This is a genomic window from Yersinia hibernica, assembly GCF_004124235.1.
Taxonomy (GTDB): domain Bacteria; phylum Pseudomonadota; class Gammaproteobacteria; order Enterobacterales; family Enterobacteriaceae; genus Yersinia; species Yersinia hibernica.
On record NZ_CP032487.1, the window covers coordinates 12,528 to 29,456 of the forward strand.

The following is a 16,929-nucleotide window of genomic DNA, read 5'->3' on the forward strand; positions in this document are numbered from 1 at the left end:
GGCATTTATGCAACCTTTGCTGCAACTGAAAGGGATTGATAAAGCCTTTCCCGGCGTCAAAGCACTCTCCGGCGCTGCGCTGAGTGTCTACCCTGGCAGGGTGATGGCACTGGTAGGCGAAAATGGGGCTGGAAAATCGACCATGATGAAAGTGCTGACTGGCATCTACAGTAAAGATGCCGGCAGCCAGCATTTCTTGGGGAAAGAAGTGGTGTTTAATGGCCCGAAAGACTCGCAGGAAGCGGGGATTGGCATTATTCATCAGGAACTTAACCTGATCCCGCAGTTAACTATCGCCGAAAATATCTTTTTAGGCCGCGAGTTTGTTAATCGTTTTGGTGGCATTGATTGGCAAAAAATGTATGCCGAAGCCGATTTATTGCTGGCGCGTCTGAATATCAGCTACAGCAGCCATCGGCTGGTGGGCGAGCTGTCCATTGGTGATCAGCAAATGGTGGAAATCGCCAAAGTGCTGAGCTTTGAATCCAAAGTTATCATCATGGATGAGCCAACTGATGCACTGACCGATACCGAAACCGCCTCTTTATTCAATGTTATTAAAGAGTTGAAAGCGCAAGGGCGCGGCATTGTTTATATCTCCCACCGCTTAAAAGAGATCTTTGAGATTTGCGATGATGTCACCGTGTTTCGTGATGGGCAGTTTATCGCCGAAAAACCGGTCAATACGCTGACGGAAAACTCATTGATTGAGATGATGGTTGGCCGCAAATTGGAAGAACAATATCCGCGACTGAATTTACCGCGTGGCGAAAAGCGTTTGCAGGTCAAACAGTTATGCGGCCCTGGGGTGAAAAATGTTAGTTTCACACTCTACAGTGGTGAGATTTTGGGCGTCGCGGGCTTGATGGGCGCGGGCCGTACTGAGTTGATGAAAATTATCTATGGTGCTTTGCCGCGTCAATCTGGCTTTGTGATATTGGATGGCCGTGAAGTGGTGACGCATTCCCCGCAGGATGGTTTGGCAAACGGCATTGTGTATATTTCCGAAGACCGTAAACGCGATGGCTTAGTGCTCGGCATGTCGGTCAAAGAGAATATGTCTTTGACGGCATTACGTTATTTCAGTCACTGCGGCGGTTCACTCAAACATGCTGATGAACAGATTGCGGTGGCGGATTTCATTCGTTTATTTAATATCAAAACGCCTTCCATGGAACAACCAATTGGTTTGTTATCCGGTGGTAATCAGCAGAAAGTCGCTATCGCCCGCGGTTTAATGACTCGGCCGAAAGTGTTGATTCTTGATGAACCGACGCGCGGTGTGGATGTCGGGGCCAAAAAAGAAATTTATCAGTTAATTAATCAATTTAAACAAGAAGGGCTGAGCATCATTCTGGTTTCCTCGGAAATGCCGGAAGTGCTGGGTATGAGTGACCGCATTCTTGTCATGCACGAAGGCCAGCTCAGTGGCGAATTCTCGATTGAGCAGGCGACCCAAGAAGTGTTGATGGCAGCTGCCGTCGGCAAGCAATACAGTATAGAGCCGAGTAGGAGTAATCAGATATGAGTTCCCAAACTCTCCAGACCAAGCGCTGGTTCAGTAAAGAATGGTTGTTAGAACAAAAATCACTGATTGCGCTATTGGTGCTGATTGCGGTGGTTTCGTCACTCAGTCCGAACTTTTTTACCCTTAATAACATGTTTAACATTCTCCAGCAGACTTCCGTCAACGCCATTATGGCCGTTGGGATGACGCTGGTTATCCTGACCTCCGGTATTGATCTGTCGGTGGGGTCATTACTGGCTCTGACTGGCGCGGTGGCGGCCTCAATTGTCGGGTTGGAAGTCAATGCCCTGGTTGCTGTTGCTGCTGCACTGGCACTGGGGGCGTTTATCGGCGGCATCACCGGGGTGATTGTTGCTAAAGGCAAAGTGCAGGCCTTTATTGCCACTCTGGTCATGATGCTGTTGTTGCGCGGTGTCACCATGGTTTATACCAATGGTAGCCCGATAAATACCGGTTTTACTGATGTGGCAGACACTTTTGGTTGGTTCGGTATTGGCCGCCCATTGGGTGTGCCAACCCCTATCTGGCTGATGGCAATAGTCTTTATTGCGGCCTGGTACATGCTGCATCACACGCGCTTGGGCCGTTATATCTATGCGCTGGGGGGGAATGAGTCCGCAACACGCCTCTCTGGTATTAGTGTTGATAAAGTTAAAATTATTGTTTATTCACTCTGTGGATTGTTAGCGGCATTGGCGGGGATTATTGAAGTGGCCCGCTTATCATCAGCACAACCGACTGCCGGTACCGGTTATGAACTGGATGCCATCGCCGCTGTTGTCTTGGGCGGTACCAGCCTTGCTGGGGGAAAAGGGCGGATTGTTGGCACCCTGATCGGCGCATTAATCCTCGGCTTTTTAAATAACGGTTTGAATTTATTAGGTGTTTCCTCCTACTACCAAATGATCGTCAAAGCAGTGGTTATTCTGTTGGCGGTGTTGGTAGACAATAAAAGCAGCAAATAACATCTCCCTACAGGAATTGCGACCATGAAAATGAAGAAATTGGCTACATTGATCTCTGTTGTTGCATTGAGCGCTACCGTAAGTGCTAACGCGCTGGCAAAAGACACGATCGCGCTGGTAGTTTCCACGCTGAATAACCCGTTCTTTGTTTCAATGAAAGACGGCGCACAAAAAGAAGCGGATAAGCTTGGCTACAACCTGGTGATATTGGATTCCCAAAACAACCCGGCGAAAGAATTGGCTAACGTGCAGGATTTAACTGTGCGCGGCACGAAATTGCTGTTGATTAACCCAACAGACTCCGATGCTGTGGGTAATGCGGTTAAGATGGCCAATCAGGCCAATATTCCGGTTATTACCCTCGACCGCTTGGCTAATGCCGGCACCGTGGTAAGTCACGTGGCTTCGGATAACCGTTTTGGTGGCAAAATGGCCGGCGACTTCATTGCTAAGAAAGCCGGTACTGACGCCAAAGTGATTCAGTTGGAAGGGATTGCCGGGGCATCTGCTGCTCGTGAGCGCGGTGAGGGCTTTAAGCAGTCGATGGAAAAAAACAAATTCCAGTTGCTGGCCAGCCAACCTGCTGATTTTGACCGCACTAAGGGGTTGAATGTCATGCAGAACCTGTTGACGGCTCACCCAGATGTGCAGGCGGTATTTGCTCAGAATGACGAAATGGCGCTGGGTGCATTGCGCGCCTTGCAGACTGCGGGCAAAACCGATGTGTTAGTGGTTGGTTTTGATGGCACCGATGATGGTATCAAAGCGGTCGAAAGCGGCAAGATGGGCGCGACAATCGCGCAACGCCCTGATCAGATTGGCGTTATTGGCGTGCAAACCGCGGATAAGGTATTGAAAGGCGAAAAAGTACAGGCCGTCATCCCGGTAGACTTGAAGTTAGTGACTAAGCAATAACGTTATTCATTAAAAAATAAAGAAAAGTAGGGTATAACGTCGCCGCCGCAGTTATCTGGGCGGTGACGTCATCTACAAAGGAATAAATACGATGGCAACAGGTAAGCTGGTGGTCTTGGGCAGTATTAATGCCGACCATATTCTGAATATTGAGCAGTTTCCGCGTCCTGGTGAAACGGTTCTCGGGAAGCAGTATAAAGTTGCTTTTGGTGGAAAAGGGGCTAATCAAGCCGTTGCCGCTGGTCGTAGCGGGGCGAATATCGCCTTTATTGCCTGTGTGGGTGAAGATGATATTGGTGACCGGGTGCGCCAGCAGTTAGCCAGTGATAATATTGATACCAACCCGATTGAAGCCGTTGCGGGCACCACAACAGGTGTGGCGCTGATTTTTGTTAATGGCGAAGGTGAGAATGTGATTGGTATTAATGCCGGTGCAAACTCGGCTGTCACACCGGCGTATCTTAGCCGCTATCAACAGCAAGTTATTGACGCAGATGCATTATTGATGCAGCTGGAATCTCCTCTTGAGACCGTGATTGCAGCAGCTCAGCTGGCAAAACAGCATCAGACACAGGTTATCCTTAATCCGGCCCCAGCCCGTGATCTGCCTGATGAGCTGTTAATGCTGGTGGATATGATTACCCCCAATGAAACTGAAGCTGAGCGCTTAACCGGTGTTCATATTGAGCAGGATGATGACGCAGCAAAAGCAGCTCAAATTCTGCATGATAAAGGTATCGCCACGGTGATTATTACCTTGGGCAGCCGCGGTGTGTGGCTCAGTGAGCAGGGGCAAGGGAAATTGGTCGCGGGATTCAAAGTTAATGCGGTGGATACTATTGCTGCCGGTGATACATTCAATGGCGCATTACTGACTGCTTTATTGGAAGGTCAATCGATGGATTTAGCCGTCCGATTTGCGCATGCGGCGGCAGCTATTGCCGTGACTCGCCCTGGTGCACAACCCTCCATTCCATGGCGGGCCGAGATCGACAGTTTCTTACAAGACCGGGTATAACTTTGGCCACCATGAAAGATGTCGCCCGTTTAGCGGGCGTATCAACCTCGACTGTCTCGCATGTCATTAATAAGAATCGTTTTGTCAGTGATCCTATTCGCGACAAAGTGCTGGCAGCCATCAAGCAACTTAACTATGCGCCCTCTGCGCTGGCGCGGAGTTTAAAACTCAACGAAACTCGCACTATCGGCATGTTAGTGACGGCCAGTAGCAACCCATTTTATGCTGAGGTGGTCCGTGGCGTGGAGCGCAGTTGCTATGAGCGCGGCTACAGCTTGATTCTGTGTAATACCGAGGGCGATATTGACCGCATGAGTCGTAGCATTGAAACCCTGATGCAAAAACGTGTCGATGGTTTGCTACTGATGTGTACTGAGAGTCACCGCCCGTCACAGGATATTCTGCGCTGCTACCCTTCTCTGCCGATTATTATGATGGACTGGGCTCCTTTCGAAGGGGTCAATGATGTCATCCAGGATAACTCTTTATTGGGTGGGGAAATGGCAACCTCGTATTTGATTGCCAGAGGATATACTCGTATCGCCTGCATTGCTGGCCCACAAGATAAAACGCCGGCCAAAGAAAGGTTGGAAGGATTCCGTCAGGCAATGGATCGCGCGGGCTTACCGGTGCCGCCAGATTATGAAGTGGCCAGTGACTTTGAATTTAGTGGTGGTTTAGCTGCTATGAAACAGTTGCTTATGTTACCACAGCCCCCTGAAGCTGTTTTTACCAGTAACGATGCTATGGCTGTTGGGGTTTATCAGGCTTTGCATCAGGCCGGGTTATCGATTCCGCAAGATATGGCAGTCATTGGTTATGATGATATTGAAATCGCGCAATATATGACGCCACCGTTGACGACCATTCATCAACCCAAGGATGACCTTGGCGAACTGGCTATTGATACTCTTATTCACCGGCTAAATAACCCGGAAGCGGAACCACAGGTTCTGATTCTCACTCCCGAGCTGGTCGAGCGCGGGTCCGTCGCAGTCCGCTAAATCTCACTCTCTGCGGGCTGAGCCACTTTTTTTACATTACGGCCCTGAATTAAGTTATCGCCATCTTTAGGTTTGAGCAATAAGAACACAACGGATGAAAGCAATGTCACTATACCCATCGTAATAAAGGTGTAGTGGAAGTGGTCGACATTATCACCCACGGATAACCCATCGTAAAACCGCAAAACCGCCGCGCTGATAGCCACCCCGAAACTGATCGCCAGTTGCTGGGTGACGGCCAAAACACTGTTACCTGAACTGGCATTGTTATCGGTTAAATCGGCCAACGTAATGGTGTTCATCGCGGTGAATTGTGTCGACATCGCCATGCCCAAGACAAAGAGTGGCAATATCATCATCCAAGGTGACATCCCCGGCGATTGCAATGCAAATAAAGCAATCAGCACACCAATAATCACTGTGATACCAACCAATACAGTGCGGTATCCCAATGAGCGCAAAACTTGAGTGACTGCTGATTTAGCCATCATTGAACCAATGGCGGTCGGTGCCATCATGCACCCGGCAATGATAGCGGAATAACCAAATCCGACCTGCAACATCAGTGGCATCAAGAAAGGTACGCAGCCAGTACCTAAACGAGATGCTATGTTACCGGCAATACCGACGGAGAATGTGCGGGTTTTAAACAGCGGTAAGCCAATCAGTGGGTTAGGGTGGTGTTTGGCATGGAATATATAGAAAAGCAGCATCAACAAGCCGCCGACCAGTGTTGCGGCGGGCAGATAGTCGGCAATATCGGGTCGCCCCATGATTTCCAGACTGACGGAGATCATGACTAAGCTGCAACCAAATAACAGAAAACCAATAATATCAAAGGTGCGTTTCGGCATGGTGAAGTCCGGCATGTATTTACGGGCATAAAAAATACCCAACAGGCCGATAGGAATATTAAGGATGAAAATCCAGTGCCATGTGGCGTAAGTCACCAGCAAGCCCCCTAATAACGGCCCCATGACCGGGCCAATTAATCCAGGGATGGTGACAAAGTTTAAGACCGGTAATAACTCACTGCGTGGATAAGCCCGGATAAGCGCCAGCCTGGCAACCGGCATCATCATCGCGCCGCCGACGCCCTGAATTACACGGGAAGCGACCAAAAATGGCAGAGAGCCGGATAGCGCACACAGTAACGACCCCAAGGTAAATAATGAAACCGCCAAAATGAAAACCCGCCGAGTCCCAAAGCGATCGGCCAGCCAGCCACTTACCGGAATTAGCATCGCCACCGTGAGGGTGTAGCTAATAATGGCCGACTGCATTGTTAGAGGTGAACGGTTGAGGCTTTCTGCGATTGAAGGGAGTGCCGTATTCAGTATGGTGGCATCCAAAGCCTGCATAAAGAAAGCCATGGCGGCAATCCAAGGGAGGCCCGCCATGCTACGTGCAGATTTTATCATTGTCTGTCCTGATTATATTGGGAGGAATACCCTCTCTATCTATATTGATATAAATAACATTTAGTCGCTAATTTTTCTCTGTTAATAGCACCTGGCAAGCCAATAATGCACCTTGGCTATCACCCGCCAGAATAGTATCAACAATGTTTTGATGGTGTTGCAGCTTAATCACCTCATCACCGGTAATTGAGCGAAAGTAATTGTGATAAACCGAACTGAACAAATTGGCGAAAGACGTTAAAAAGGGATTGCCACTGGCCTCATAGATTAATTGATGAAACTGAGCATCCACTTGAATCCAGCGCTCACGATTAAAATGGGCATGCAGCTCTCGCATTTCTGCTATTAATGATGCTAACAGCGCTTTCTGCGGTTCACTGGCATGGATAGCGGCCAGTGAACAGGCTTGAGGCTCAAGTGACCTCCTTAATATAAGGAAGTGCTGCATAACTTGATCGAAATTCTCCCTCGTCATCCACCAAGTCAGTAATTCCTGATCAAGAAAATTCCAGTTAGTTTGCGGCATAACCCGAGTGCCGATACGTGGACGCGGTAATAACATCCCTTTTGCTGCGAGCATCTTTACGGCTTCACGAACAGCGGTACGGCTGACACCAAATTGTTCTCCCAACTCTATCTCACCAGGCAAGATACTGCCGGCTTCATATTCTCCTGCGAGGATGCGCTGGCCAATTTTCTCGGCCAGCAGATATGAAAGATTACGCTGAGCGGCCTGTTGTTGGGTATTTAGTTGCATGGTGTTTTGTCCTATCTGTCTTCTTATACATCTATTTTACTCTACTGTTTAACTTGGGTATTGAATGTTTAGCTTAAAAATTGTTTAAATTCTGGCCTTTTTACCCATTTTTGCTGAAATAAAACACGGTTGGAAAATTTTTTCAAATTAGGGGTTGCAGGCTGTCAGGAACTCCCTATAATGCGCCTCCACTGACCGGGAACAACGAAACACACTTCGCCGGGTCAGGAAGAGAAAAGAACGGTTTTGACTTCGCAAGAAACAAAATAATTCCTTGACTCTTCAGCGGGAAAGCGTATTATCTGCCTCCCGCGTTACCGTAAGATTCGCCGCAAGGCAAACGGGTAACGAACGCTCTTTAACAATTTATCAGACAATCTGTGTGGGCACTCGCAAGACGATATCAAAGCCTGTTTCGGCAGGCAGAAATAATCAAAGTCTTGAAGAGTGACCAAAGCAGTACACATTTGAACTTCGGTTCGAATGCATATTTGCAGAAAGTAATCTTTGAGCATCGCCATTTCGGTGGCAAATCAAACAAATCTTAAATTGAAGAGTTTGATCATGGCTCAGATTGAACGCTGGCGGCAGGCCTAACACATGCAAGTCGAGCGGCAGCGGGAAGTAGCTTGCTACTTTGCCGGCGAGCGGCGGACGGGTGAGTAATGTCTGGGAAACTGCCTGATGGAGGGGGATAACTACTGGAAACGGTAGCTAATACCGCATGACGTCTTCGGACCAAAGTGGGGGACCTTCGGGCCTCACGCCATCGGATGTGCCCAGATGGGATTAGCTAGTAGGTGGGGTAACGGCTCACCTAGGCGACGATCCCTAGCTGGTCTGAGAGGATGACCAGCCACACTGGAACTGAGACACGGTCCAGACTCCTACGGGAGGCAGCAGTGGGGAATATTGCACAATGGGCGCAAGCCTGATGCAGCCATGCCGCGTGTGTGAAGAAGGCCTTCGGGTTGTAAAGCACTTTCAGCGAGGAGGAAGGCATAAAGGTTAATAACCTTTGTGATTGACGTTACTCGCAGAAGAAGCACCGGCTAACTCCGTGCCAGCAGCCGCGGTAATACGGAGGGTGCAAGCGTTAATCGGAATTACTGGGCGTAAAGCGCACGCAGGCGGTTTGTTAAGTCAGATGTGAAATCCCCGCGCTTAACGTGGGAACTGCATTTGAAACTGGCAAGCTAGAGTCTTGTAGAGGGGGGTAGAATTCCAGGTGTAGCGGTGAAATGCGTAGAGATCTGGAGGAATACCGGTGGCGAAGGCGGCCCCCTGGACAAAGACTGACGCTCAGGTGCGAAAGCGTGGGGAGCAAACAGGATTAGATACCCTGGTAGTCCACGCTGTAAACGATGTCGACTTGGAGGTTGTGCCCTTGAGGCGTGGCTTCCGGAGCTAACGCGTTAAGTCGACCGCCTGGGGAGTACGGCCGCAAGGTTAAAACTCAAATGAATTGACGGGGGCCCGCACAAGCGGTGGAGCATGTGGTTTAATTCGATGCAACGCGAAGAACCTTACCTACTCTTGACATCCACAGAACTTAGCAGAGATGCTTCGGTGCCTTCGGGAACTGTGAGACAGGTGCTGCATGGCTGTCGTCAGCTCGTGTTGTGAAATGTTGGGTTAAGTCCCGCAACGAGCGCAACCCTTATCCTTTGTTGCCAGCACGTAATGGTGGGAACTCAAAGGAGACTGCCGGTGATAAACCGGAGGAAGGTGGGGATGACGTCAAGTCATCATGGCCCTTACGAGTAGGGCTACACACGTGCTACAATGGCAGATACAAAGTGAAGCGAACTCGCGAGAGCAAGCGGACCACATAAAGTCTGTCGTAGTCCGGATTGGAGTCTGCAACTCGACTCCATGAAGTCGGAATCGCTAGTAATCGTAGATCAGAATGCTACGGTGAATACGTTCCCGGGCCTTGTACACACCGCCCGTCACACCATGGGAGTGGGTTGCAAAAGAAGTAGGTAGCTTAACCTTCGGGAGGGCGCTTACCACTTTGTGATTCATGACTGGGGTGAAGTCGTAACAAGGTAACCGTAGGGGAACCTGCGGTTGGATCACCTCCTTACCTAAAGATACGCATTGCGCAGTGTCCACACAGATTGTCTGATAGAAAGTAAACGAGCAAGAGCACCTGTTGATGTTGTGAGTATTGACTCACAATGACACAAGAAACGATTAAGATTTTATCATTTAGTCGGAATTTCCTGTGTCCCCATCGTCTAGAGGCCTAGGACACTGCCCTTTCACGGCTGTAACAGGGGTTCGAATCCCCTTGGGGACGCCACTCCGATAATGTGTGAAAGACATTATCAACCGGTTCTTTATGAACTGAAAATAACTTAAAGATGACTTTAACAAGTCGTGTTTAAGATATTGCTCTTTAACAATCTGGAACAAGCTGAAAATTGAAACATGACAGCTGAAACTTATCTCTCCGTAGAAGTGCTGAGATAAGGATTAACCTGTCATAGAGTCTCTCAAATAATCGCAATGCGACGATGTCGAAAGACACCTTCGGGTTGTGAGGTTAAGCGACTAAGCGTACACGGTGGATGCCTAGGCAGTCAGAGGCGATGAAGGGCGTGCTAATCTGCGAAAAGCGTCGGTAAGGTGATATGAACCGTTACAACCGACGATACCCGAATGGGGAAACCCAGTGCAATTCGTTGCACTATTGCATGGTGAATACATAGCCATGCAAGGCGAACCGGGGGAACTGAAACATCTAAGTACCCCGAGGAAAAGAAATCAACCGAGATTCCCCCAGTAGCGGCGAGCGAACGGGGAGGAGCCCAGAGTCTGAATCAGTTTGTGTGTTAGTGGAAGCGTCTGGAAAGTCGCACGGTACAGGGTGATAGTCCCGTACACAAAAATACACTTGCTGTGAACTCGATGAGTAGGGCGGGACACGTGACATCCTGTCTGAATATGGGGGGACCATCCTCCAAGGCTAAATACTCCTGACTGACCGATAGTGAACCAGTACCGTGAGGGAAAGGCGAAAAGAACCCCGGCGAGGGGAGTGAAATAGAACCTGAAACCGTGTACGTACAAGCAGTGGGAGCACCTTCGTGGTGTGACTGCGTACCTTTTGTATAATGGGTCAGCGACTTATATTTTGTAGCAAGGTTAACCGAATAGGGGAGCCGTAGGGAAACCGAGTCTTAACTGGGCGTCTAGTTGCAAGGTATAGACCCGAAACCCGGTGATCTAGCCATGGGCAGGTTGAAGGTTGGGTAACACTAACTGGAGGACCGAACCGACTAATGTTGAAAAATTAGCGGATGACTTGTGGCTGGGGGTGAAAGGCCAATCAAACCGGGAGATAGCTGGTTCTCCCCGAAAGCTATTTAGGTAGCGCCTCGTGAACTCATCTTCGGGGGTAGAGCACTGTTTCGGCTAGGGGGCCATCCCGGCTTACCAAACCGATGCAAACTCCGAATACCGAAGAATGTTATCACGGGAGACACACGGCGGGTGCTAACGTCCGTCGTGAAGAGGGAAACAACCCAGACCGCCAGCTAAGGTCCCAAAGTCATGGTTAAGTGGGAAACGATGTGGGAAGGCATAGACAGCCAGGATGTTGGCTTAGAAGCAGCCATCATTTAAAGAAAGCGTAATAGCTCACTGGTCGAGTCGGCCTGCGCGGAAGATGTAACGGGGCTAAACCATGCACCGAAGCTGCGGCAGCGACGCTTAGGCGTTGTTGGGTAGGGGAGCGTTCTGTAAGCCGTTGAAGGTGAACTGTGAGGTTTGCTGGAGGTATCAGAAGTGCGAATGCTGACATAAGTAACGATAATGCGGGTGAAAAGCCCGCACGCCGGAAGACCAAGGGTTCCTGTCCAACGTTAATCGGGGCAGGGTGAGTCGACCCCTAAGGCGAGGCTGAAAAGCGTAGTCGATGGGAAACAGGTTAATATTCCTGTACTTGGTGTTACTGCGAAGGGGGGACGGAGAAGGCTAGGCTAGCCGGGCGACGGTTGTCCCGGTTTAAGCATGTAGGCGGAGTGACTTGGTAAATCCGGTTGCTTATCAACGCTGAGGTGTGATGACGAGCCACTACGGTGGTGAAGTAGTTGATGCCAAGCTTCCAGGAAAAGCCTCTAAGCATCAGGTAACATTAAATCGTACCCCAAACCGACACAGGTGGTCAGGTAGAGAATACTCAGGCGCTTGAGAGAACTCGGGTGAAGGAACTAGGCAAAATGGTGCCGTAACTTCGGGAGAAGGCACGCTGGCATTAGGTAAAGAGACTTGCTCTCGGCGCCGAAGCCAGTCGAAGATACCAGCTGGCTGCAACTGTTTAATAAAAACACAGCACTGTGCAAACACGAAAGTGGACGTATACGGTGTGACGCCTGCCCGGTGCTGGAAGGTTAATTGATGGGGTCAGCCGCAAGGCGAAGCTCTTGATCGAAGCCCCAGTAAACGGCGGCCGTAACTATAACGGTCCTAAGGTAGCGAAATTCCTTGTCGGGTAAGTTCCGACCTGCACGAATGGCGTAATGATGGCCAGGCTGTCTCCACCCGAGACTCAGTGAAATTGAACTCGCTGTGAAGATGCAGTGTACCCGCGGCAAGACGGAAAGACCCCGTGAACCTTTACTATAGCTTGACACTGAACATTGAGCCTTGATGTGTAGGATAGGTGGGAGGCATCGAAGCGTGGACGCCAGTCTGCGTGGAGCCAACCTTGAAATACCACCCTTTAATGTTTGATGTTCTAACTCGGCCCCATAATCTGGGGTGAGGACAGTGTCTGGTGGGTAGTTTGACTGGGGCGGTCTCCTCCCAAAGAGTAACGGAGGAGCACGAAGGTTAGCTAATCACGGTCGGACATCGTGAGGTTAGTGCAAAGGCATAAGCTAGCTTGACTGCGAGAGTGACGGCTCGAGCAGGTACGAAAGTAGGTCTTAGTGATCCGGTGGTTCTGAATGGAAGGGCCATCGCTCAACGGATAAAAGGTACTCCGGGGATAACAGGCTGATACCGCCCAAGAGTTCATATCGACGGCGGTGTTTGGCACCTCGATGTCGGCTCATCACATCCTGGGGCTGAAGTAGGTCCCAAGGGTATGGCTGTTCGCCATTTAAAGTGGTACGCGAGCTGGGTTTAGAACGTCGTGAGACAGTTCGGTCCCTATCTGCCGTGGGCGTTGGAAGATTGAGAGGGGCTGCTCCTAGTACGAGAGGACCGGAGTGGACGAATCACTGGTGTTCGGGTTGTCATGCCAATGGCATTGCCCGGTAGCTAAATTCGGAAGAGATAACCGCTGAAAGCATCTAAGCGGGAAACTTGCCTCGAGATGAGTCTTCCCTGGGGCTTTAAGCCCCCTGAAGGAACGTTAAAGACTATGACGTTGATAGGCTGGGTGTGTAAGTGCAGCGATGCATTGAGCTAACCAGTACTAATGATCCGTGAGGCTTAACCTTACAACACCGAAGGTGTTTTAGAGAGAATTTTGATTTTCAGCGATGTTTACAGATTGGATTAACTGGCTACGTGATGATTATCATGGAGCGGGTTGATTGAAACAGAATTTGCCTGGCGGCCATAGCGCGGTGGCACCACCTGAACCCATGCCGAACTCAGAAGTGAAACGCCGTAGCGCCGATGGTAGTGTGGGGTCTCCCCATGCGAGAGTAGGACACTGCCAGGCATCAAATCAAGTAAAGACCCCATGCCAAAAGCGTGGGGTTTTTGCTATGTGCGGGATATGAGAAATATGTGCAAATATTGGTGTATAGACATAAATATTTGTGGATTGAAAACAAGTCAAAGATAAGGCTACCCTATGGGTGGCCTTTTTCGTTTTTATGGTTCTGATGAGTCAGTTTCAAGCCAATGACAAATAAAGTCCGCAATCTGTTCTGGTTGATTAATATCTAGTTGTTTCACGGTGGCATCTATTGGTTTATCGCTCGCTAACGCAATAACATACTTATCAATTAAACCCGCGTAAGGCTTTCCCACGGCTTCTCGATAAAGGGCAATTTTATTGATTGGCTCATGCTTAAAACCCTCAACCAAAATTATATCTATGGTTGTGGTATCCAACCTGCTGGCGAGATAGTGCAGGTCCAACGGTTTTTGTTCCGGGGTTTCTGTCATCAACGCCCAGCGACAATCGCTGGCTACGAGGGTCTGGTGCGCGCCAGCCTTACGTAATTCGTAACTATCCTTGCCCGGCGTGTCAATTTCCATATTGTGATGGGTATGTTTTATCAGACCGACCCGGATTTGGCGCTGTTGTAATAAAGGAATCACGTTTTTGAGTAATGTGGTTTTTCCTGTACCACTGTATGCGGCAATGCCTAATAGTGGTGGTTTTTTTTGGCTCATAGTCCCCTCCCTTGACTCTGTTCCCATAAATGACAGTCTGCTGGGGTATTTAGGTTACTGAATTGGTCGCTTTGTTCGTTGAATATTACCGGCTGCGCGTTAATACTCTCCATAAATATCATCAGCTTGCGATCACCGTTTGCGAGATATTCCGCCAAGCGTGCTTTCAGGCTAATGTGCATTAGCGCAAATGTTGGGTGTGCCCGCTCGCCATCGTGAGCATAAGCCGCTAGCGCTTGGCGCTTGCCTTGCCAAAGTTGGGACACTAAATTGCCAGGAAGTGCTGGAACATCGCAGGGAGCAAATACAACCCATTCCGTAGCTGAATAGCTCAAGCCCGCATGCATACCCGCTAATGGTCCTAGAAATCCGGTAATGATATCGCTAATGACAGGGATTCCACTTTCTTGATAGATATCTTGATGACGATTAGCATTAATAAGGAGATAGTTAACCTGAGGTTTTAATCTATCAATGACATATTGAAACAAGGGGTTATCGTGCAGAGAAATAAGCCCTTTATCATGACCTCCCATTCGGGAAGAACGGCCGCCAGCAAGAATAACACCAGTAATATTGGGCTGCATTTCCATCACTCCGCTGTATTCGATTGACTGACGAATTGTATCTTTAAATAGGTGGATTGGTCAGGATTTACTTTTATTGACAATAGGCTCTCTTTCCCTGTGAGAATATCCCTGCTACTTTGTCAGCATATTTTTAAATAGGATAAATTTGCTATGAAATGCCATCGTGTTAATGAACTGATTGAGCTTCTACATCCAGCCTGGCAGCAAGAGCCCGATTTAAATCTGGTGCAGTTTTTACAAAAATTGTCAGATGAGGCGGGCTTTGAAGGTGAACTCTCAGAGCTAACCGACGATATTCTTATTTATCATCTAAAAATGCGCGGTTCAGCATCGACCGAAGTGATCCCTGGTCTGAAAAAAGATTATGAAGACGATTTTAAAACGGCCATATTGCGCGCGCGTGGCATTATTAAAGATTAGTCATGTTCCTGCCTGCGCAGAGGGGGCCGGTAATGATACTATTTCTTATTCTCAGCGCGCCGCTGTCACTTACATAGACTGAATGTGGTTATGAACAGCTCTGCTTTTAATTTTCAGACATTATCGCCTGACCTGATTATGGATGCCCTTGAAGGGGTTGGGTTGCGGGTAGATTCAGGATTAACTGCGCTTAATAGTTACGAGAACCGCGTTTATCAGTTTATGGACGAAGACAGTAAACGATACGTGGTGAAGTTCTATCGCCCTGAGCGCTGGAGCCGTGAGCAAATTCTGGAGGAGCATCAGTTTTCGCTTGATTTGGCTGAGTCCGAGATCCCGGTGATAGCCCCATTGCAGCTAAACGGGCACACCTTACATACTCATGGTGGCTTTTTCTTTACCGTTTTTCCGAGTGTGGGCGGGCGTCAGTATGAAATTGATAACCTTGACCAATTAGAGTGGGTGGGGCGTTATTTAGGCCGAATCCATCAGGTAGGCAGTGACTCTCTTTTTGTTGCCCGCTCAACAATCGGCCTTGAGGAGTATCTGACTGAACCGCGTCAGTTATTGGCCAACAGTGAGTTGGTGCCAGCAAAACAGCGAGATAAGTTCTTGGCAGCAACCGACTTACTGATAAGCACCATCAAGCAGTATTGGCACTCTGACTGGCAACCCTTACGGTTACACGGTGATTGCCACCCAGGTAATATTTTGTGGCGTGATGGGCCGATATTTGTTGATTTGGATGATGCTCGAAATGGCCCGGCGGTTCAGGATCTTTGGATGTTGTTACATGGTGAGCGGCATGAGCAATTAATTCAGTTAGATATCTTGCTAGAGGCATATGGTGAGTTTGCAGATTTTGACCAACGTGAACTTGCACTCATTGAACCGTTACGCGCGATGCGGATGGTTTATTACCTTGCATGGGTCGCCAGACGTTGGCAGGATCCTGCATTTCCTAAAAGTTTTCCGTGGATGGCGGAGTCTGACTTCTGGTTGCAGCAGACTGTATTATTCACAGAACAGGTTAAGCTGTTGCAGGCACCCCCTTTGCAGCTGATGCCAATGTACTAAAGCTAAGATAATGGAGATTGTTATAGTATGAAAAATGTATGGTTAGCACTCGTTGGCATGGTGATGGCATTCAGTGCATCGGCGGCACAATTCACTGATGGTACCCAGTACCAAACATTAAACAAGCCGGTTACTGGTGAGCCTCAGGTTTTAGAGTTTTTCTCTTTCTATTGCCCTCACTGCTACCAGTTTGAAGAAATTTATCATGTTCCTCAGACGGTAAAGAAAGCACTGCCTGAGGGGACTAAAATGACCCGTTATCATGTTGAATTCCTTGGCCCATTGGGTAAGCAACTGACTCAAGCTTGGGCTGTTGCTATGGCATTAGGGGTTGAGGAGAAAATCACGCCACTGATGTTTGAGGGGGTACAGAAAACACAAACTGTACAAACTCCTGATGACATCCGTAACGTTTTCATTAAAGCGGGTGTGAGTGGCGAAGATTATGACGCAGCATTAAATAGCTTTGTGGTTAAATCACTGGTTGTTCAGCAGCAAAAAGCCGCTGAAGATTTGCAATTACGTGGTGTACCCGCGATGTTTGTTAATGGCAAATATATGATTAAAAACGACGGCATGGATACCAGCTCAATGGATAACTATGTTAAACAGTATGCGGATGTCGTTAAGTTCCTACTGACTCAGAAATAATAGTATAAAAAGAGGGGCGAGATTTTATTAGCCCCTCTTTCACTTCGCCAATATCTGCTCATTGCCAATCTATTTCTTTCTATGTACTGAAAATATCATATTTTCTAGTGTGATAGTCATTTTACGGAATGCCGACCTTTACTTGTTTTGGTGTTTTTTTTGATTGATTCATCTATTTCAGTGATAGGTAAGCTCCCATATTCTTAGTGTTAAAAAG

The 16,929-nt window shown here is 48.6% G+C and carries 12 protein-coding genes, 1 tRNA gene and 3 rRNA genes; 12 read left to right on the forward strand and 4 right to left on the reverse strand.

The genetic code is table 11. The annotated features are described in order from the left end of the window. Positions 1-7: 7 nt before the first annotated feature. The 5 genes from rbsA (at position 8) to rbsR (ending at position 5,430) form a co-directional block, all read left to right on the forward strand. Entirely contained in the window at positions 8-1,528 is a 1,521-nt protein-coding gene (gene rbsA, locus D5F51_RS00050) for a ribose ABC transporter ATP-binding protein RbsA (RefSeq protein ID WP_129195282.1), read from the forward strand. Further along, a complete protein-coding gene (gene rbsC, locus D5F51_RS00055) occupies positions 1,525-2,493 on the forward strand; it encodes a ribose ABC transporter permease (RefSeq protein WP_025380069.1) in 969 nt (322 codons plus the stop codon). Before rbsA ends, rbsC begins: the two co-directional genes overlap by 4 nt. Before the next feature lie 24 nt (positions 2,494-2,517). Further along, positions 2,518-3,408, forward strand: a complete 891-nt coding sequence (gene rbsB, locus D5F51_RS00060) for a ribose ABC transporter substrate-binding protein RbsB (RefSeq protein WP_050099268.1) — start codon at positions 2,518-2,520, stop codon at positions 3,406-3,408. 91 nt (positions 3,409-3,499) lie between these two features. Beyond that, positions 3,500-4,426 (forward strand): ribokinase, encoded by a 927-nt coding sequence (gene rbsK / locus D5F51_RS00065; protein ID WP_129195283.1) that lies wholly within the window; start codon positions 3,500-3,502, stop codon positions 4,424-4,426. Positions 4,427-4,428: 2 nt separating this feature from the next. Beyond that, positions 4,429-5,430, forward strand: coding sequence for a ribose operon transcriptional repressor RbsR (gene rbsR / locus D5F51_RS00070; RefSeq protein ID WP_025380066.1), 1,002 nt, complete (start codon positions 4,429-4,431; stop codon positions 5,428-5,430). On the opposite strand, the gene mdtD is transcribed toward rbsR, so the two are convergent. After that, positions 5,427-6,851, reverse strand: coding sequence for a multidrug transporter subunit MdtD (gene mdtD / locus D5F51_RS00075; protein WP_129195284.1), 1,425 nt, complete (start codon positions 6,849-6,851; stop codon positions 5,427-5,429). The genes rbsR and mdtD overlap by 4 nt on opposite strands. Positions 6,852-6,918: 67 nt before the next feature. Then, complete coding sequence (locus D5F51_RS00080) at positions 6,919-7,608, reverse strand: FadR/GntR family transcriptional regulator (protein ID WP_025380064.1); 690 nt, start codon at positions 7,606-7,608, stop codon at positions 6,919-6,921. Between the two features lie 546 nt (positions 7,609-8,154). On the opposite strand from D5F51_RS00080, the gene D5F51_RS00090 reads away from it, so the two are divergent. From D5F51_RS00090 to rrf, 4 genes are all read left to right on the forward strand, one after another. After that, a 16S ribosomal RNA gene (locus D5F51_RS00090) occupies positions 8,155-9,697 on the forward strand. Between the two features lie 143 nt (positions 9,698-9,840). Beyond that, positions 9,841-9,916 (forward strand) — tRNA-Glu (locus D5F51_RS00095). Between the two features lie 241 nt (positions 9,917-10,157). Continuing rightward, positions 10,158-13,064 (forward strand): 23S ribosomal RNA (locus D5F51_RS00100). 111 nt (positions 13,065-13,175) lie between these two features. Beyond that, positions 13,176-13,291, forward strand: a 5S ribosomal RNA gene (gene rrf / locus D5F51_RS00105). Together the 16S, 23S and 5S rRNA genes with 1 tRNA gene alongside form the textbook arrangement of a ribosomal RNA operon. A 155-nt stretch (positions 13,292-13,446) precedes the next feature. Here rrf and mobB read toward each other — a convergent pair. Both mobB and mobA read right to left on the reverse strand, forming a co-directional pair. After that, positions 13,447-13,974 carry a molybdopterin-guanine dinucleotide biosynthesis protein MobB gene (gene mobB / locus D5F51_RS00110; RefSeq protein WP_129195285.1) on the reverse strand — a complete coding sequence of 176 codons (528 nt, stop codon included), beginning with the start codon at positions 13,972-13,974 and terminating at the stop codon, positions 13,447-13,449. After that, a complete protein-coding gene (gene mobA / locus D5F51_RS00115) occupies positions 13,971-14,561 on the reverse strand; it encodes a molybdenum cofactor guanylyltransferase MobA (RefSeq protein ID WP_162301654.1) in 591 nt (196 codons plus the stop codon). Before mobA ends, mobB begins: the two co-directional genes overlap by 4 nt. A gap of 153 nt (positions 14,562-14,714) precedes the next feature. Between mobA and D5F51_RS00120 the strand changes: the two genes are divergently transcribed. From D5F51_RS00120 to dsbA, 3 genes are all read left to right on the forward strand, one after another. Continuing rightward, entirely contained in the window at positions 14,715-14,984 is a 270-nt protein-coding gene (locus D5F51_RS00120) for a YihD family protein (RefSeq protein WP_025380061.1), read from the forward strand. Between the two features lie 90 nt (positions 14,985-15,074). Then, positions 15,075-16,061, forward strand: coding sequence for a serine/threonine protein kinase (locus D5F51_RS00125; protein WP_129195287.1), 987 nt, complete (start codon positions 15,075-15,077; stop codon positions 16,059-16,061). A 27-nt stretch (positions 16,062-16,088) separates the two neighbouring features. Then, the gene (gene dsbA, locus D5F51_RS00130; protein WP_025380059.1) at positions 16,089-16,712 is read left to right on the forward strand and encodes a thiol:disulfide interchange protein DsbA; all 624 of its coding nucleotides are present in this window, start codon (positions 16,089-16,091) and stop codon (positions 16,710-16,712) included. Positions 16,713-16,929: the final 217 nt, after the last annotated feature.